General features: G+C 53.9%; 20 protein-coding genes. 5 read left to right on the top strand and 15 right to left on the bottom strand.

The genetic code is table 11. The features are described from left to right. Positions 1-153 precede the first annotated feature (153 nt). The 3 genes from FGE05_RS15765 to FGE05_RS15755 are packed head-to-tail and all read left to right on the top strand — an operon-like array spanning position 154 to position 2,798. Positions 154-1,536 carry an adenylosuccinate synthetase gene (locus FGE05_RS15765; protein WP_218938876.1) on the top strand — a complete coding sequence of 461 codons (1,383 nt, stop codon included), beginning with the start codon at positions 154-156 and terminating at the stop codon, positions 1,534-1,536. A gap of 18 nt (positions 1,537-1,554) precedes the next feature. After that, the gene (locus tag FGE05_RS15760) at positions 1,555-2,208 is read left to right on the top strand and encodes a hypothetical protein (protein ID WP_007952580.1); all 654 of its coding nucleotides are present in this window, start codon (positions 1,555-1,557) and stop codon (positions 2,206-2,208) included. 11 nt (positions 2,209-2,219) lie between these two features. Continuing rightward, positions 2,220-2,798, top strand: coding sequence for an AAA family ATPase (locus FGE05_RS15755; RefSeq protein ID WP_139646349.1), 579 nt, complete (start codon positions 2,220-2,222; stop codon positions 2,796-2,798). 100 nt (positions 2,799-2,898) lie between these two features. On the opposite strand, the gene FGE05_RS15750 is transcribed toward FGE05_RS15755, so the two are convergent. The 4 genes from FGE05_RS15750 to FGE05_RS15735 form a co-directional block, all read right to left on the bottom strand. Next, positions 2,899-3,483 carry a hypothetical protein gene (locus tag FGE05_RS15750; protein WP_139646347.1) on the bottom strand — a complete coding sequence of 195 codons (585 nt, stop codon included), beginning with the start codon at positions 3,481-3,483 and terminating at the stop codon, positions 2,899-2,901. A 476-nt stretch (positions 3,484-3,959) separates the two neighbouring features. Next, complete coding sequence (locus FGE05_RS15745; protein ID WP_139646345.1) at positions 3,960-4,517, bottom strand: ImmA/IrrE family metallo-endopeptidase; 558 nt, start codon at positions 4,515-4,517, stop codon at positions 3,960-3,962. Then, positions 4,517-4,888: a helix-turn-helix domain-containing protein gene (locus tag FGE05_RS15740; protein ID WP_052026225.1), complete on the bottom strand. Its 372-nt coding sequence runs from the start codon at positions 4,886-4,888 to the stop codon at positions 4,517-4,519. Before FGE05_RS15740 ends, FGE05_RS15745 begins: the two co-directional genes overlap by 1 nt. Before the next feature lie 571 nt (positions 4,889-5,459). Next, the gene (locus FGE05_RS15735) at positions 5,460-6,395 is read right to left on the bottom strand and encodes an alpha/beta fold hydrolase (protein WP_139646343.1); all 936 of its coding nucleotides are present in this window, start codon (positions 6,393-6,395) and stop codon (positions 5,460-5,462) included. Positions 6,396-6,804: 409 nt separating this feature from the next. Here FGE05_RS15735 and FGE05_RS15730 point away from each other — a divergent pair, with 409 nt between their 5' ends. After that, complete coding sequence (locus tag FGE05_RS15730; RefSeq protein WP_139646341.1) at positions 6,805-8,412, top strand: methyl-accepting chemotaxis protein; 1,608 nt, start codon at positions 6,805-6,807, stop codon at positions 8,410-8,412. 70 nt (positions 8,413-8,482) lie between these two features. Here FGE05_RS15730 and FGE05_RS15725 read toward each other — a convergent pair whose 3' ends face one another. Both FGE05_RS15725 and FGE05_RS15720 read right to left on the bottom strand, forming a co-directional pair. Further along, complete coding sequence (locus FGE05_RS15725) at positions 8,483-9,160, bottom strand: RES family NAD+ phosphorylase (RefSeq protein WP_139646339.1); 678 nt, start codon at positions 9,158-9,160, stop codon at positions 8,483-8,485. Then, positions 9,160-9,570, bottom strand: coding sequence for an MbcA/ParS/Xre antitoxin family protein (locus FGE05_RS15720; protein ID WP_139646337.1), 411 nt, complete (start codon positions 9,568-9,570; stop codon positions 9,160-9,162). The genes FGE05_RS15725 and FGE05_RS15720 overlap by 1 nt, the downstream gene beginning before the upstream one ends. Positions 9,571-9,948: 378 nt before the next feature. Between FGE05_RS15720 and FGE05_RS15715 the strand changes: the two genes are divergently transcribed. Beyond that, complete coding sequence (locus tag FGE05_RS15715; protein ID WP_139646335.1) at positions 9,949-10,875, top strand: LysR family transcriptional regulator; 927 nt, start codon at positions 9,949-9,951, stop codon at positions 10,873-10,875. On the opposite strand, the gene FGE05_RS15710 is transcribed toward FGE05_RS15715, so the two are convergent. The 9 genes from FGE05_RS15710 to aguB form a co-directional block, all read right to left on the bottom strand. Next, the gene (locus FGE05_RS15710) at positions 10,792-11,109 is read right to left on the bottom strand and encodes an AzlD domain-containing protein (RefSeq protein WP_139646333.1); all 318 of its coding nucleotides are present in this window, start codon (positions 11,107-11,109) and stop codon (positions 10,792-10,794) included. The genes FGE05_RS15715 and FGE05_RS15710 overlap by 84 nt on opposite strands. After that, complete coding sequence (locus tag FGE05_RS15705) at positions 11,088-11,801, bottom strand: AzlC family ABC transporter permease (protein WP_139646331.1); 714 nt, start codon at positions 11,799-11,801, stop codon at positions 11,088-11,090. The genes FGE05_RS15710 and FGE05_RS15705 overlap by 22 nt, the downstream gene beginning before the upstream one ends. Continuing rightward, positions 11,798-12,235: a GNAT family N-acetyltransferase gene (locus FGE05_RS15700; protein ID WP_175362009.1), complete on the bottom strand. Its 438-nt coding sequence runs from the start codon at positions 12,233-12,235 to the stop codon at positions 11,798-11,800. The genes FGE05_RS15705 and FGE05_RS15700 overlap by 4 nt, the downstream gene beginning before the upstream one ends. 13 nt (positions 12,236-12,248) lie before the next feature. Then, complete coding sequence (locus FGE05_RS15695) at positions 12,249-12,995, bottom strand: 2OG-Fe dioxygenase family protein (protein ID WP_139646329.1); 747 nt, start codon at positions 12,993-12,995, stop codon at positions 12,249-12,251. Positions 12,996-13,227: 232 nt separating this feature from the next. Beyond that, on the bottom strand, positions 13,228-14,514 hold the full coding sequence (locus tag FGE05_RS15690; protein ID WP_139646328.1) for an OprD family porin: 1,287 nt from the start codon (positions 14,512-14,514) through the stop codon (positions 13,228-13,230). A 240-nt stretch (positions 14,515-14,754) separates the two neighbouring features. Beyond that, positions 14,755-15,429: a DsbA family protein gene (locus tag FGE05_RS15685; RefSeq protein WP_139646326.1), complete on the bottom strand. Its 675-nt coding sequence runs from the start codon at positions 15,427-15,429 to the stop codon at positions 14,755-14,757. A 287-nt stretch (positions 15,430-15,716) separates the two neighbouring features. Then, entirely contained in the window at positions 15,717-15,917 is a 201-nt protein-coding gene (locus FGE05_RS15680; protein WP_041021061.1) for a hypothetical protein, read from the bottom strand. A 243-nt stretch (positions 15,918-16,160) separates the two neighbouring features. Continuing rightward, positions 16,161-17,267, bottom strand: a complete 1,107-nt coding sequence (gene aguA, locus FGE05_RS15675) for an agmatine deiminase (protein WP_139646323.1) — start codon at positions 17,265-17,267, stop codon at positions 16,161-16,163. A 3-nt stretch (positions 17,268-17,270) separates the two neighbouring features. After that, complete coding sequence (aguB, locus tag FGE05_RS15670; RefSeq protein ID WP_139646321.1) at positions 17,271-18,149, bottom strand: N-carbamoylputrescine amidase; 879 nt, start codon at positions 18,147-18,149, stop codon at positions 17,271-17,273. Between the last annotated feature and the right edge of the window lie 248 nt (positions 18,150-18,397).

Raw genomic sequence — 18,397 nt, 5'->3', positions numbered from 1 at the left:
CGCGCGAACGCGACTTTGATCAAGACGAAAGACTTGATTTACCAATTTCTACCGAAGACTAAACATACAAGGCGAGCCTGTCATAGTGCGGGAGTACGACTTGATCGAGACAGCAAAGGCAGCTGGATTTCTGATGCATTGAACGAACGGCTAATGAATGAGAAGGAATTAGGCCTGATCGTAGTTGACTCCGTTCGCACTGCTGCACAAATCGAGTATTTGAGGCACAGCGGATGGATTGTCACGCATGTTCATCTAGACGCCACCCCCAATACGTTGGCAGGTCGATTCTCTTCTCGCCCTGCCAACGAGGAGGGATTGACTTACGCACAAGTTGCCAATATCCCCACTGAAAAACATGCGGCAGATCTAGCCAGGGTCGCAGACGTGTTAATAGACTCGGATCGGTGCAACGCCGACGACGTCTATGCACGCGTGATCGCACGTATAGAGACTCGCCCTCTACTGACCTCTCCCGTTATTGATGTGCTTGTCGGGGGACAATATGGAAGCGAGGGAAAAGGAAATATTGCTCATTTTATGGCACCTGAATATGACGTTTTGGTGCGCGTAGGTGGGCCTAACGCGGGACACAAGGTGTACCGCTTCGATGAGGAGCCTTATACGTTTCGTCAGCTCCCATCCGGCGCCCTCGGCAACAAAGATGCAACACTTGTCATCGGCGCAGGTGCCGTAATCGGACTTGATGTACTTCTTAGGGAGATCAGTGAGCTCTCCATCAGTTACGACAAACTGTTGATTGATCCTCAGGCCATGATCATTAACGCCCATGATATTAGGTGGGAAGAAAAAATCCTCAAAAACGCTATTGGATCGACGGCACAGGGGATCGGCCGTGCAACGGCTAGAAAAATCCTGGGACGAACACCTGGTAGTAGCGTTAAAATGGCGAAAGATATCCCGGCGCTAAAACATTACCTTAGAGACACGGTTGAGTTTTTTGCAGGATGCTTATCCGGCGGAAAAAGAGTCATGCTGGAGGGGACTCAAGGAACATCGTTGAGCCTACATCATGGACATTACCCCCATGTAACATCACGTGCTACCACTGCAGCTGCTTGTTTGGCTGAAGCGGGTCTTTCGCCTCGTCATGTAAGACGAATCGTTATGGTGTGTCGAACCTATCCAATAAGGGTGGGCGACTCGGTTACAGGACAAACCTCTGGCTTTATGAGCCAGTTCATCGATTTCGCAGATATCGCGCAACGATCAGGAATAAAGCTTGAAGAGCTAACTGGAGCCGAAGTCGGATCGGTTTCTCATCGTCCTCGTAAGGTGGCTGAGTTTGATTGGGCGCAGCTACGGAAGTCGCTACTACTGAATGGACCTACAGACATAGCTTTGACTTTTGCGGACTATTTAGGTGTGTCTAATCGCCGCGCGTATCGGTACGAGCAACTGACGGACCAAACCCTACGTTTTATTGAAGAAATTGAGAAAGTCAGCGGCATTCCTGTGTCTATGATTTCAACTGCATTCAACGAAAGAAATATCATCGACCGCAGAATGTGGTAATCGATTCGGAGATTTAATATGGATGTCGCCGCACTTATTAATAACTACCCTCGACTCTTCCACATGGCGGAAGAAGGTTCTTGGCCATCGATCAAAAAGCACGGTCTTTTGAGCACCGCCGCGGCTTTAGATCGCTATTCCATACAGGGAGCGAGCCGGCTAACGCTCGAAGAGGGACATCGCGCGGAGAAAGTTAAAGTCGGAGCTCCCGCAGATTTTATCGTATTACGAGATCAAAAACCCATGGAGCCATCCCGCTTGGCACGGGCATTGACCGATGGAACGACTCCAGCTGAATGGTACAAATTTTTGAACTCGAAGGTTTTCATGTGGGCTGAGGAAACGCGGCTTTTTAAACTGTTGAATGCTCGTGGCTATGGAAAGCTAACCCACGACGTGCTGACTATTGATACTGCTGCCTTGATGGCTCAGTACGAGAACGCAGTTTGGTTATGCCATATGAACTCAGGTAACACGTTCCCAATGTGGCATGCGCGTGGAATGGATACGTTCAAACGAATTGCGAACTATCCAACAAAAAAAAGATCTGAAGCGCCAGCAAAAAAAGTAGTCGAAGTTGTTGTGGATTATCATATCCCTAACATTGCTGACTTTGTAGTCGAAGTCAGGTCAATTCAAGGCAAGAACATTCTTGGAAATATTGCATTGTAAGGTTGGTGACCATGACGACCACAAAGAAACTAATAATTCTTTTAAGCGGTCCAATCGCTGTCGGAAAGACATCGTTGCGCGAAAAATTGATTTCGGACTTTGATTTTCACACAATTCAATCGAGCACTTACCTTAAAGACCTGGCAACAACACGAAAAATCGACCCAACAAGACACAACCTTCAAGAGCTTGGTGACTCTCTGGACAGGGAAAGCAACTTTCGATGGATTGTAGACAACGTCGCATTGCCGCTAATAAGTTCAAATCCTAGCTATTCGCGATGGATCATTGACGCCGTCCGAAAACCTGAACAAGTCGAGCATTTTCGCGACGCGTTCGGGGATAGCGTTCTACATGTTCATCTAACCTCTACGGAAGAGATTCTCGAATCTCGCTACAACGCACGAAAAAAATCAGAAGATTGCAGTGTTAGAAACATCCCTTACAACGAAGTAACTTCACATCCAAACGAGCAGTGTTCACGCAGTCTAATTACTTTAGCCAATATAGTTATAGACACATCAAAGCTATCTCCGTTAGAAGCAGCCAACCATATCTGCAAAAAACTCAAAATAAATACAATAAACTAAACTTTCAAATACTCACTTTACGGAAGTCAAGCGCACACATCAGAACGAAGCCCATACCTAAAATTGGTATGGGCTAATATAGCATACAAGAAGTAGAGCACTATCGTTGAAAACGATGAGTTTCTCTGTTCATTTGAATTGCAAGCAAATGCCCTTTTGGATCATCCGCCTGAAGTACCATCGAATCCTTTTCAAGTTGGACGATAGCAAACTCATCCGAGGTTCCTTTAGGTATAGCGTCGCTGAGAGCAGGAAAGTCTTTACCTGTGATAGCAACGATCATTTTCGGGTCAATTCTTTTAGAGTCAATCTCAATAAACTTCGGATGAGACTTTATATCCATCAGTTTAATAATGATACTCTTCGAGTCCGCAGACCACTCGCCGGCGCCATCCACATCGTAGAGGATGCGAAATTCTTGCTTATCCACCAACCCCTCAAGTTTCATTTGGCCGGTGAAGTTATAGCTTCCATTCTTCAAGTACTCTGTCGTACCATTAATCTCCACCGTACCGTTGGAGGAAGGATAGGAATACCTGCTAGACCAAATGCCATAGACACCAGGATTTCTTGGCTCACTCGGCGCTGATGGAAGAACTACAGCTAAAACCGCAAATACTCCTCCAACAACGGTTGATACTGCCACTGATACCTTCGTAAAGGTTGAAAGATTAACTTTATACATATTATCCTTTGAATTAATTATTATCTTAGTGATACACGAAGCCCTCGCCACCATAGAAATAGCAGCTTGGACATTATTTGGGAAAAGGTAGCCAGGGAGACGTAACGTCTCCCCAAAATCCACCTTGCTAGAAGTCGAACGAGAGTTGCCCTGGGGGGCTACGATAGTGATCAGTGACGTCCTCCCACCTCCCAAAGCGAAAGCGAGGATAGCGATGGACGTAAACAGTTTTGACGCGTTGTGCCGGCGAGCGGCGATACTTACGGACTGACACCATTTTGGTCAGATCTCCTTGCTGTGTTAGGCCGGAGAACTGCTCTTACCGACCAGCGGGCACAAGGTTTCCTTGCGCTGGCGCTGGTAGGCTGCTAAATTTCGCACGCGAACTTGAAATCAGCGGAACAGAGCGATGGTAGCCATTCCATCGCTTTTATTTGATAAGGGCCACTCGAAGCGCCAACTTCTGTGGTCCTTTTTCATTCTAGGTAGCCTTCTTTCCTTAAAGAGTAAATTCGAATCCCTGCGGATTTTTTTGATACTCCATATTTAACTGCAATTTGAGAGGCATTTAGTCTCATACCCGAAAGCTCACTTGCAGGAATAAGAAGCTCCGCAGCAAATCTATCTGCCTGCCACTCAGAGTCTTCGTAAAAATTGTGACTTCGCGGAGAAGAGGGATGATGTCTCGCGAAACCAAGCCTGTCAGAATTATGCAGAATCAGATGACCTAGTTCGTGAGCCAACGTGAATCGAGACATTCGATCCCCCCGTACCGCACCAGACCATACTGACTGTTTCACTCGAATCAGATGCCTATCGGGAAAAGCGAGGGCAAGGACATCTGAAGGGAATAAGTTGTCCTCCTGAATATCGTAATCCCATCCTTTCGACTGCAAACCAAACTCATAGAGTTCAATAATATCTACGTTACCGGGTGGCAAAGAGAATATAACTCTAAATTCCTCAGCCACCTCCCTAATTTTACGGCTACTTAAAGGGGCGACCCTAACCCCCCGCGGCTTCGATTTCTCCATCAACTCACATCCTCTAGTACCTTATTCAAACGATCCAAAATTTCTAATCGTACTTGGTCTGTAACGCCAGGCAGCTTCCTGGCAAAAGCTCCCAGAACTCCCTTTTCTAAATCCTCAAGCTTTTCCACATTTATTGCCGATTTACTTTCGTCAGCCGCTCTTACAAGATCATCTTTATTAAAGTTACTGTTAGTAGCCGAAAAATATTCAATAGTTTTTTCTAGTAGTTCATCATTCACTGGCTTCCTACCGGTCTCCACGGCGGAAAGGTAGGCTTCTGAGTAGCCTATAGCCTCTGCCATTGCATTCAGCCTTACTCTGGCCTGAATGCGTAATTCACGCACTTTTTGGCCGAAAGGCGTCAGGTTCATGTTTTCCCCTCCATTGTTAGTCTCCATGACCTCCCCGGCGGGAAGGACTACAGAGCATTGCTTTGATACTTGTAGGGAATCTACACCCTCAAGAACGTAAAAACAACCTACAAGGAAGATTTTCTGCCAGCCTAGGTTTCTTCGGTGCTTGGCACGCCACTGTTCGCAGAAGAAGGCCCCAGCGGTGGTTTTCCTGAACGATCCTTAGGAATGGGGGGCAGTAGGATTTAATAGTTCAGTATTCGCTCTGGGGCGATATCTCTCTCAAACGATCACTGGTCACGCAGCTTCCGCTGAGGGCTTAGACGGAAACGTAAGGTGAAAACCAAACGCTTAAGGATAGAAATAGGGATAGACGAGAACTCTAAATCATCATAACTTATTGTTATTATTGAATTTATTTTTGTTTTTCGACTCCTGGTGCCGCACCATACAAGACAAAGCCCTCGCAGAAATGCGGGGGCTTTGTTTTTCCCTTACGTAAATAAATGACGTAACAAGCGTCAGCCTACGTTCTGAGCTTCCCTTTCCTTTCGCCCACGTCACTGCACTGTGGCGTCATCGATACTCGTCATTGACGATCTTGCAGAAAATCCAGAATTGCCTGGGCGGTAGCCTGCGCTTTTTCTTCCAGTACCCAATGACCCGTGTTCTGTAAAATCAGTGAATGCGGTCGGTAACTGATATGGTTTACCTGCTCGGCCAACGTCTTGCCTCTTGAGTGATCTCCGCCGATGGTGAGTACTGGTACGGCCAATTTGTTCTGAGCAAACGCCTGATTGTCATTTGCATCGCTTTCCACCCAAGCTGAATAGAGTTTGAATGCCGCTTCCATTCGTCCAGGCCGGGAATAATCCATTACCAATGCGTTGCGCACCTCATCATCAACTTTAGGGTTGCCTGGATATACGAACTCATCAAAAAACATGTCCAGATAAGTTTTTTCCTGCCCTCGAATCATTTTCAACGCTGTTTCGCCGAAGAAACGAAAATGCCATTTGCTGGCAGTGCCATTCGCCGGATTGCCGTTATAAGGGATTTCCCAGCCTGGGAGTCCCGGGACGAATCCATCCATCAAAATGATGTGCTTGGTTTCCTGCGGATAGAGTGCGCCATAGGCGTAGGCGACAATCAGCCCCATGTCGTGACCGACAATATCCAGTCGCCCCAGTTTCAGAACGGCGACCAATTCATGGAGGTCGCGTGCCATGTTCTTTTTATCGTATCCATCCTTCGAGATATCCGTTTCTCCAGCGCCACGATAATCTGGAACGATAGGGGTATAGCCCGCGCGCAGGAGTCTTCCCATCAGGGATTTCCAATTTCTCCAGCTTCCTGGAAACCCGTGAATCAACAAGACCGGCTGCTCACCATTACCGCTCACCAGATAGTGCATGCGAATGCCGTTTACGTTCGCGTATTCACTTCTGAATGTCGCACCGTCAACGACAATATTTGCTCCATCTGACGAGGCGGACATTACGCCTGGATGAATAAGCCGATTCATTCTGACACCTTACTTGAGCCGGACGACCCGGAGCATCACTCCGAACCTTGATTCCCGAGACTAAACAGGCGGATCAAGCATTAGTAACGGGCCTGAAAAAACCGAATGTCTTTCAGCGTCAGCGTGGAGGATTCCTCGGTCCGCTGGCACTGTCAGGAATGACAGTTCCGATAAACGGCGGGGGCATGGCTACTCCCTTTAGCGCTCTCAAGACTATTCAAATAGAGGTAAGCGATCCGCACATCGGAATTCAGGGCAGTGAATGCCCACCCCCTCGCCGCAAGGCGCTATGCGGCATTCATTTAATTTCTCCCTTGCCGATACCCTCAATAGACGCATCACTGCCCCAAGCCCTCACAGGCGCTCGACTACACTTGCCCAGAAATCGCCGCTCCAGGAGCAATCGACAATGAAGATCCGCACCAAGATCATAGCTTCGGGGTTGGTCAGTCTTTTCTTTGCTCTTCTACTCGGCGGTATCGGGTTGTGGGGGCATACCTCCATGACCGCATCCCTGGCGGAGAACGAAACCAGTATTTCAGCCATGCGCAAACACATGGAGGCGGACATGATGCACGATGCCATTCGTGCCGATGTCTTGGCTGCGCTGTTGGCAACGCCCGGTAATGTTCAGGAAGCCAAGGAAGTGCAGGAAGCGTTTGACGAGCATTCGCAGCGGATGCGCAAGGTGATTGCCGAGAACGCCGAGGCGAAGTTGCCGGCGGAAGTCGCCAAGGCCATCGTCGAATTGAAACCACAGGCCGATACCTACATTGATAAAGCCAAGCAGGTGATCGGCAAAGTGCTGGGTGGCGCCAAGGATACACAAGCGCTGCGGACGGAATTCAACGCAGCGTTTTCGGCATTGGAAGAGCGTAATGAAGCCGTGAGCGAGCTGATCGAGAATCAGGCCCAGGCTTCTCGCGAGCATCAGGATGAGAGCATCCAGTCTTCGGGGCGCTGGCTGATCGGGACGTTATTGGCGACCTGTGTGGCACTGATACTGTCGTCCTGGAGCTTGGTCAACGCTGTGCTCACACCGTTGAATAAAATCATCCTCAATACCCAGGCGATTTCCCAAGGCGATTTGCAGCGGTCCATGGGGGCGCACGGCAAGGATGAGCTGGGCCAATTGCAGAGCGTCATTGAACAGATGCAAGCCAACCTGCGGCAAATGATCGCCACGATCCGCAGTCAGAGCGACGAGTTGCATGGTACCTCCCGTACCTTGGGCGACACTGCCAGGCAAATTGTCTCCAGCGCCGATCAACAGGCCCAGAGCGCGACCAGCATGGCGGCGAGCATGGAGCAGATGATGGCGAACATCAGCCAGATCCATCAGCATGCCGACAGCGCCCGGACGATTTCGGCGCAGTCCGAACAACTGGCGAGCAGCGGCGGGCAAGTGATTCTCGGGGTGGTGGAAGGCATGAGCCGCATCGCCGAGGTGGTCAATCAGTCCTCCAGCAAGATTACGGCCCTGGATGCTTCGTCCGAAGACATTCATTCCATCATCCAGGTGATCAAGAGTATCGCGGAGCAAACCAACCTGTTGGCGCTCAACGCCGCCATCGAGGCTGCCCGCGCCGGGGAGGCTGGTCGGGGTTTTGCCGTGGTCGCCGATGAAGTGCGCAACCTGGCGGCGCGCACCACCCAGTCCACCCAGGAAATCACTGCGATGATCGAGCGTATCCAGACCAGTGCCCGGGATGCTGTGTCCAACATGCAGGCATGCGTCAGTCGCGTGGACGAGGGGGTGAACCTGGCCCAACAGGCCGGGGTGTCCATCAGCGAAATCCGCACTGGCGCCCGTCATGCCGCCGAAGTGGTCGAGGAAATTTCCCAGACGATTGCCGAGCAATCGAAGGCCAGTGATGAGATGGCTCAGCGGGTGGAGTCGATTGCCGCCCAGTCACGGGAAAACACACTCTCTATTCACCATCTGCAGCAAACCGCCACTCAACTGAACACTGCCGCGGGGTCGATGCAGTCTTCGGTGCAGCAGTTCAAGATCTAAGTTCTATTTGTGGCGAGGGAGCTTGCCCCCTCGCCACGAAGCCGATTCTGCTAGAGCTTTTGTTTTCGAATCAGACCTGACTCACCTCAAACACAAACGAAATCTCCCGCTTCTGGGCACTCCAGACATACCGGATATGCTTGCCCTGCACTGGAATCGAAACCGCCGGTGGGCGAAATGCGGCGACGCATTCGTGGCCGGGCAGGCGGACGCTGTTGTAGAGCAGGCCCCAGGATAATGTTTCACGCAGTTGCCGGGCGAATACCTGGGACGGGCCGTAGGCGGTGGGGTCCGGGTCGTGGAGGTGGGGATAGTCGTGGCGGATGTCGTGCAAGGGCTTGATGACTTGGTTGACGTAGGTGCGCATGGTCAACTCCAGATCCGGCTCATTGGTTGCCCCGAGAAAGCGCGCCTGGTGATAGCAAGTCTCGGCAATGGCGGCTTCCTGGCTGCTGGCGGCATAGTAGACACCAAAGGTGCCGTCGCTGAAGCGACTGCTCTTGCCGATATGGGTGAACGCCGCCATCACCGGCGAGGAACCAGGCCCGGAAACCCGGTCTTCAGGACGTACCCGCGACAGCACGCCGGCCTCTTCCATCAACCGATCGTTGGTCAGCGCTTCCAAGGCATAGGCCGTGGGCAAATCCTCGGGATCGAGCACGTCTTCGAACAGCGTGATCGGCGGGAAGCTGCTGTTGACGATCCGATAGGCACCCTTCCATTGCGGCTCTGTCAGAGGTGGCGTCATCAACCGCGCACTCCGTCCAGGTAGCGCCGCACATCGGCGATATCCACCACTCGCCCGGCCAGCATGTAGGAAAGCGCCGACTGGCCATTGAACGGCGCAGCGGCGTTGGGGCTGCTGACCCATTGATAGGCCCGGTCCCGGCTGTTGCTGAAGATGATGCTCAGCGCCTTGTGGATACCCATGAGATAGGAAATACGCTCCAAGGTGTCACGGGGCAACCTGACGTTGGTGGGTAATTGTTTGTACTTGTAGAAGGTCGTGTTCCCCACCTTGCCCAGCAACGTGCGCTGTTGCTCGACGCTGCAGCCCCACAACTCCATGAGGTTGAAGAAAAACTTCAACGCAATTCGACCCGCGTCCGGGGAATCCAGTTGTTGCTGTGCGTTGAGGGTGATGGAGGAAGTAGCCATGGGATTTGGGCTCCTTTTACGGGTGACGCTTAGAGAATAGTACACATACGGATATAAATTAATATTTAATTCGCAAACGAACAAGCCAAAGTTGTATTCAGGTCCTACTAATACCCGTCAGTTGAAATCAAGGCTCCCACGGGTTTTGTCGCCTGATTGCCTCGCCTCAGCCCTGACAAGAAGAATTACACAAGCCAACACGCGCCAAACCAGCAAAAAACCAAAATCCCACATAAGCTCCAAACAGCGCCTACCGGAGCTTTTCACCACAAAACCGCGACAACCGTGGCAAGCTGCACGATGATAGCCGCATGCACCGCCTGACCCGGGCCAAGTGCACAACAATAGCGAGCCCACTTAAGCAGAGGGCATTACCTCATGGATAGCAGAACCCTACGCAACCTCATGCGCATCGTGCAGACCGGCTCGTTGTCGGCGGCCGCGGAACATTCGTGCCTCACGGTGCAGGCATTGGCGGCGCAGTTGAACAAGGTCGAGGAACAATTTGGTTTCCGGCTGTTCAGGCGTTCGAACAAGGGCCTGACGTTGACGAGCCAAGGCTCGGAACTGACCCCTTTCATGGATCAGGTGCTGGTGGCCACACGCCAGCTCGAAGAGAAAGTCACGGCGCTCAAGAAGCCGCGGCAGCGCACCTTGAAAATGGCGCTCAATACCACCCTGCCGGCGGAGTTCAACCGGCGGATGATCGATCGGTTGATAGCCGTCTTCCCCCAGTATCAGCTGGAATTCAGTTACGCCGAATCGATGGAGAACCTGAGCAAACTCAAGAATGAAGATTTTGACCTGGCCATCCTGATCGGGGCGCAGCAGAGCGGCTTTTCCAGCATCACGATGCCTGATGTACAGGTTCGGGTGGTGGGTGCCCATTGTGGCAACGAAGGCGACTCCCTCGGTTTGCTCGGAGACAGGTTTCAGGTACGTCCCGCAGAAGAGTGTCCATATTCCCACAGCTTCCTCCGTTTTCTCGACGCAGGGCTGAGCGAATATGGCTCAAGTCAGCGAATGGTGTATTCCTGCAGCGAAACGCTGACGTTGTCGTTGATCACCCAACTCGATGGCCTGGGGCTGGTATCCCGGGATGCGGCACTGCGCAACGGCCTGACGATCTTCCCCGACTTCGAGGACTCTCTCGAGGTACGCCTGGCAGTGAACAATCCTGAACTGTCCGGCCAGGCGCTGCACGATGTAGTGGACCTCGCGCTACAGGAACGAACCGAGCGCGATATACGCCGCCGTGCCCACCGCCACACTGAGAAACAGGTTACGGCTGAAATACGCACATAACAGCGTCGGAATCGCGGCGTAGAGCTCCGGGCGGTCGAGTTGTATCTGCTGATCCTTGATCAATAACGGGGTGAGGCTGATCGCAGCGACGATCGCCACCGGCAGGTATTCCAGGGCACGGGCAATGAAGGGCGGCCAGTGTTCCGTGTTGACCTGCAACGGCAAGGCCCGCGGCAGGAAGGTCACGACCATCATCAGGCCCACGACCAGGATCAGGAACGTTTGGTCAGGCATACGCCCACCCCGCAGCCAACGAACGTGGCAATGAAGACATTGAATGGCGAACTGCCCAGGAGGCTCAGCCCACCCATGCAGACGACGGCCGCCAGGGCCGCGATCAGCTTGTTACGGGTATTGCACAGCGAAACCAGCACGTAGAGCATCATCGCGGTCAAGGCATAGTCGAGCTGATACTTGATCAGGTGCGCAGCGTACTGCGCACACACGGCACCCAATAAGCCGCCGAGCACCCAGGACGTATGACAGAACAGGTTGAAGCCGATCAGATAGCGCACACTCACCGGCGCGCCACTACCCAACTTGACGCTGTGGAAGGCGAACGACTCGTCCGTCAGCCCTGACGCGTAGCACCAGCGCTCGAAACGACTGAGCCCCAGCGCACGCAGGGCCTTGGCCATGTACACCGACATCAACATGTGTCGCGCATTGATCAGGAATGTAGTGAGCACGATGGTGGTCAGCGACGCCCCGCTGGAGATCAACGCCAACGCCGCGAACTGCGAGGCGCCCGCGTAGACGAACAGGCACATCGCTACCGGCAACCACAAGGGTAACCCGGCGTTGACCGCCATCAGACCGAACACAAACGAAACCGTAAAATAACCCGCGACCACCGGACTGGCTTCGGCGAAGGTACGCGAGGTTTGTGGTTCGACCACCAGCGGCTGGCTGGAAGTCTTGCTCATAGATCCCTCTCGAAAGTGATTTCACCCCGTGGTTCGCAGAACCCCTGGGCCGCCCAGAAACGCTTGCCGGCCAGGTTAGCATCGTCGACGAACAGGAACATGCGCAGCACGCCCACCCGCTTCATGTCGGCGGATGCCGCTTCCACCAGGCGCTGACCCAGGCCCCGGGTACGATGCCTTGGGCTGACCGCCAGGTGATTGATGGTGCCACGGGTACCGAGCATACCGCCAATCACGGCGCCCACCACGCTGCCAGTGGCATCGATGGCCAGGTACGCCGTGGTGGTTTCCTGCAACAACACCCCCCGCAAGAACCGGGCATCCTGCCATTCGCAGAACGACACTTCGTCGAAAGCGCGAAAGAACTGCTCCATTCGCTCGGCATCCCTGACCATCGCCCGGCGCAACAGCACCTGCTGCTCCGGGTCGTCCATGGGTACCAGCTGTTCAGCGAACAATGTCAAAAGCGGTCCCGGGCCGCGAGAAGGAAATCGCCAGGATCTGCCTGAACGCCATTTCATGGCTGTGGACATTGCGAGCCGGGGTCACGTAGTGACGCATGTCGCGATCGAGGAAGAACGTCGTATCGAGGATGTCCTCGTAGGTAACCGCCGCCAATTGTTCTTCCTGGGCGGTATACAACCGGCTCTCCGCGCCCGCCACATTGTGACGGCCCCAGAAATGCACACCGCTGAACGGATATCCGTCGCAGTGAATGCCTTCGGGGGTGATTTCCAGTTGTTTACCCGGCTTGATCTCGATGCGGATCTGATGGATCTGGCACTGCCAGATTTCATCATGCAGTTCCTGCGGCAGGACGTTCTTGTATACCTCGAAGTCCGTGTCGATCAGGCTGCGCATCACCGGGGAGTTGATCACTTCGTTGGAGAAATCCTGGAAGTGCCGCTCCAGTCCCCCGACGTAGCTGTTGTTGGCCTTGGACTGGATATAGGCCCGATGTTCGAGCTGCTTGAGCTCACGGGTCTGGGGGTTGTATTCGAAGTCGCTGTAACGGCGAAAACGCATGCCTGACTCGGCCTGGCCGTAGTAGCTGTCGGGCTCCATGTTGTCCCAGCTCTTGGTCAGCCGGACAAAGTCGCCGAAATGACCGTAGAGATTGAAGTCTCCACCGCGGACGTTAACGTATTTGTCACGTCGTAGCGCTTCGCCCACTTCCCTGTTCAGAACGATCATTTTTATTAGGTCTCCACTGCATTGAGCGGCCTAATCTAGTAGGTGCAAAATTTCCGTCCATGAAAAAGAATTTGAGTCATTTCAAGACATACTTGAAACGAAGGGTGAAGAGCCATTAGTACGACTTTTTATCGGGAAAACAGTCGATTACAGCAATATTCTGGCACCGGAAGCCAAAAAAACCTCGAATCTGATTCGAGGTTTTTTCTGGTTCAGGTAACGCGATCAGGCATCAGAAAACGTTGATCGGGTAATCCACAAACACTCGCAGCTCGTTGCCGCTGACGTTGTACTCGCTGGACTTCTGCGAAACACGCAGGACAGAACTGCGCAACCTCACGCTAAGATCCTTGGCCGGGCCGTTCTGGACCACATATTTGAGCTGGTTGAAGATCTCGCGCTCGGTGCCACCTTCGCTGGTGGAGGTGGTGATGTTATCGCCACGCACGTAAGCGACGTTATAGGTCAGGCCTGGGACGCCGAAGGTGGTGAAATCCAGGCCGTAGCCCAGTTGCCAGCTGCGTTCGTCTTCAGCATTGAAGTCGGACCAGTAGGAGTTGGCCAGGTAGATCGTGTTGCCACCGTCCCCCACCCGATTCTGTTCACGCTGATAGCCACCGTAGGCATAGCCCAGGTTGCTGTCGCCGGTGCTGCGCTGATGAGCGAGCGTGAAGCTGTGCGGCCCGGTGGCGAAGGTGGCGGCCAGACTCCAGATCTTGTTGTCGTCGCCAGTGACGTTGTTTTCACGAACGTAGTCGTTGTCCAGCTTCGTGCGGTAGCCGTTGAAGTCCAGTGTCAGGGACTGATCCTTGGCCAGTGGGAATACATAGTTGGCGTTGACGTATTGCTTCTTCAGCACATCTTCGACATCCGAGGCGTAGAGCGAAGCCTTGAACTGCTCGGTGAACTGATAGCTGCCGCCCAATACGTTGATCGACTTCAACCCACCGCTGTCACGGCCTTCGGCGCTCTTGCGCGATTCAGCGGTGAAACGGCCGGCATTCAGTTCCAGGCCCTTGATCTCTTTGGATGTGATCAGCGTGCCGGTATAGCTTTCCGGCAGCAGCCGCGAGTTGTCGTAACTCAACACTGGCAAGGCCGGCATCTGGTCACCGTAGGCCAACACTGTGTTGGAGACGCGGAACTTCACTGCTGCACCGAACTTGGACAGGTCATCCGCCGCATTACCACTGTCGCCTTGCTTGAAGAAGTCGATGCCGCCCGCACCGCTGCGGCCTTTGCCACCATCTAGACGCAATGCGTACAGGCCAAAGGCGTCCACCCCCACACCGACAGTACCTTGGGTGAAGCCGGACGAGAACGTACCGATGGCCGCCTGGCCCCATTCGGCCTTGTCCTTGTTGCCGTCTTTGTAGTCACGGTTGATATACGCGTTGCGCAACAGCACTTTCAGGCTGCTGTCCTCAACAAATCCCTTGGACTCAGACTGGTCGCTGGCCATGGCGTGTGTCGTGCTCAAAATCCCCAGTGCGATCAAACCGATGCGCGTGTTCAACATAATTGTTTTCCTTGTAATGGGTTGATACGCACTGCGACCGGCAGCCGAAATGGCGCTTTTTGCACTCTTTTTCGGACTCTTGCCCCTGAAATAATGAAAAGGCCCGCCCACGAAAGATCGTGTCGGGCCTTTTTATTATTTAAGAGTCATGGCTGTTAGCCACAGGCGTGGGACGAATCCTAGCCGTGCCTTCAAGAATGTGTCAATTTCGTTAATCGTCTGTAATCAGGCGAAAAACGTCTAAGACCCCGAACATCCATCCAGGCTGCAGACCGGGGTCGGAGAAGAGGCCTGCGTCGGCAAGGACAGATTCAACCACTCGGCGAATGCCTCGGGTTTGCCAAGCCAAGGACCAATTTCCACACGCGTGAACTGTCCATCCTGTTGCAAGACCAAGGTCGGGAAGCCCTGGCCACCGACCTGGGCCAGCAAGGCACGGCTGGCCTTGATATGAGCCTCCACATCAACCACGGTGAAAACCGACTGGAATGCCTTGGATTCAAGTCCGATAGCCTGGGCCAGTTCCAGCAGCACCGTTTCATCGGCAATTCTGCGGCCTTCAACGTAATGTGCGGTTTGCAAGCGCTCCAACAGGTCCAACCCCCGTCCACCCAGTTGCTCGGCAGCGAGAATCGCTGCGATGGGTGGCGCCGAGTCGAACACCGCACGTTCGTCCCGCAGCAATCCCTCGAAATAGGCCTCACCAAACGGCTGGCCGGTGTATTCGGCGATCCGCCGGTCATGGGGCATCACGTAATTGCGCAATTGAGGAGAGACAGGTTGACGATTGGCACCGGTCATCATGCCGCCGCCATGGGCGATCACCGGCAGCACCGCACGGGCGGCCTGCACCAGCGGCTTGGCGCCGTAGCACCAGCCGCAGAGCGGGTCGTAGATGTAATGAAGGGTGGTCATGGAAACTCCGCTCGCCGTCAGGACTGAATAACGGCAGCGTACCCTCGAGGACCTCGCGGAAAAATGTCGAAATGGCTTTCAGTCTGTTTCGTGAATCGGTCAAATCCCGTGTCCCCTGTGGGAGTGAGCCTGCTCGCGATAGCGATGGATCAGTTACCCCGATGCCAGCCGGTACACCGCCATCGCGAGCAGGCTCGCTCCCACAGGGGCTGTTTCAGTCTCTGGTTCGTGCACATAAAAAAAGCGCTGCCATCCCGGCCAGCGCTTTCTATCAATCCGTCGAATTCTTATCCTTGCATGACATCCCACAACGCTTCCAACTCCGCCTCGCTGAACAACCCAGCGGGGTAGCGCTCCATGATCAGCCGACGCGGATCAGGTTCTCTGATCTGACGCGTTCCATTGGATTTCAACCACTGCGCCAAGGCTTGAAGCGACTCACCATTAACGGCCAAGGGATGGCATGTGCGCTCGCTTATCATATTCATTCCAGCGCCCTCTCCTGGTTGATGAGCGGCCAATTTATCCAAGGTTTATTACAAAACAACGCAGCTCCGCACTCCGGACTGCCGGGATGCAGATACAAGAGCTATGCCAATGTATCCGGCACCGCTAATAAACAGACGCAAAAAAGCCCGCACCCCAATCGGGCTGCGGGCTTGCTTGGTTGGATCCAAAAACCGTCATGCAAGGCCGCTGTAACCAACGTCACCTTGCTGTTACATCGCCACTCATTTTGTGTACGGCGCCGGTTGCTGTTGAGTAAGGCAATGGATATTCCCACCCCCCAGTAACAGTTCACGACCCGGAACCATAACCACTTCGTGCTGTGGAAACAGGTTCTGCAGAATCTCCCTGGCTGTAGCATCCAGCGGATCGTCGAAGCTTGGCGCGATGATGCCGCCATTGACGATCAGGAAGTTGACGTAGGATCCGGCCAGTCGCACGCTCGGATTGCGCTCCTGGGAACCTTCCACCGCATCCACACCGGCGCATTCTGCTTCGGTGGCATACAACGGCCCCGGAATCGGCATTTTGTGCACCATGAAAGAGCGGCCCTGGGCGTCGGTGCTGTTTTGCAACACATCCATCGCGGCGTGACAGCGTGCGTAATTCGGATCCTGTGGATCGTCGGTCCAGGCGAGCAACACTTCGCCAGGACGCACGTAGCAGCAGAAGTTGTCCACATGGCCGTCGGTTTCGTCATTGAACAGGCCATCCGGCAACCAGATGACTTTGTCCACCGCCAATTGGGCGCTGAGCACGGCCTCGATTTCTTCGCGACTCAAGTGCGGGTTACGGTTGCGATTGAGCAGGCATTCCTCGGTAGTGATCACGGTGCCTTCGCCATCGACGTGGATGGAACCACCCTCGAGCACGAAACCTTCAGTGCGGTAACGCGGGCTGCGCTCGATTTCAAGGATCTTGCTGGCGACTTGCGAATCCCGATTCCACGGTGAATACAGGCCGCCGTCAAAACCGCCCCAGGCGTTGAAATCCCAGTCGACACCGCGTACTTCGCCGTTGTCATTGATGACGAACGTCGGGCCGGTATCCCGGACCCAGGCGTCGTCGCTGGACATTTCCACCAGGCGGATATTCGGTACATCGAGGCGCGCCCGGGCGTTTTCGTATTGAGCCGCAGACACCGCCACGGTCACCGGTTCGAAACGGGCAATGGCCTTGGCGACCGCTACGTGGGCAGCCTGCGCGGGCTTGCCGCCCAGGCGCCAGTTGTCCGGGCGCTCCGGCCAGATCATCCAGGCCTGGGTCTGGGTTGCCCACTCGGCAGGCATGTAGAAACCATCCGCGCGGGGAGTGCTGTGCAACGTTGTCATGAATCAGGACTCCAGTGAGCCATCGAGGGTTTTGATCGGTCCGTACAGGTTCGGACGACGATCCCGGAAAGTGCCCCAGGCACTGCGAATACGCTCCAACTCGTCGAGATCGAAGCTGTGCACCAATACACCTTCTTCGGTTTCGTTCAGTTCCTGGACTTTTTCGCCGAACTGATTGGCAATGAACGACGAGCCGTAGAAGGTGATGTCGTAACCGTCCTGTTCTTCATTGCCGATGCGGTTGCTGGCCACCAGCGGCATCAGGTTGGCGCCGGCATGGCCTTGTTGCACACGCTGCCAGTGATCACGGGACGAAATGGTCTTGTCGTGCGGCTCGCTGCCGATGGCCGTCGGATAGAACAGTATTTCCGCACCCAGCAGCGCCATGCTGCGGGCACATTCGGGAAACCATTGGTCCCAGCAAATGCCCACGCCTATTTTCGCATAACGGGTATTCCAGACCTTGAAGCCGGTATCCCCCGGGTTGAAGTAATACTTCTCATGGTAGCCGGGACCGTCCGGAATGTGACTCTTGCGGTACACACCCAGGTTCCGCCCATCGGCGTCGATGATTGCAATGCTATTGAAACGCGCACGTCCGGCCAGTTCGAAGAAGCTGATCGGCAGCACAACCTGCAGCTCTTTCGCCAGCTTCTGGAAATGCTTGATGGCTACGTTCTCTTCAACCGAGGTCGCCAGCAGCAGGTAATCCGGGTTCGTCTTCTGGCAGAAGTACGGAGTCTCGAACAATTCCTGGATCAGGATGATCTGGGCGCCTTTGGCTGCGGCCTCGCGAACCCGATTTTCAGCGGTCTCGATGTTGGCTTCAAGGTCCCAGGAACAGGCCATCTGAGTGGCGGCAACGGTAACGATACGGCTCATGAATCATCTCCGGGCGATGTGCAGCGGATGACAAAGAGGATAACGGCGAGCAAGAAGCGACCATGGCTTCGGCACGAAGACTTTATAGCCGATAAAAATCGAACTTAAAAGCTTGAAAAACATATAGACGAAAAAAAATCGCGATTATCGCCGATAAAAATCGGAAAATACTCGCGATCAGTCTGGAGGAACTAGCCTGCTTGCGATGCGACTTTCCATCCGGCATCGCGAGCAGGCTCCTGCTTTGG

This window comes from Pseudomonas sp. ICMP22404 (assembly GCF_006227205.1).
GTDB lineage: Bacteria > Pseudomonadota > Gammaproteobacteria > Pseudomonadales > Pseudomonadaceae > Aquipseudomonas.
This window is presented reverse-complemented; position numbering and strand designations above follow the sequence as displayed.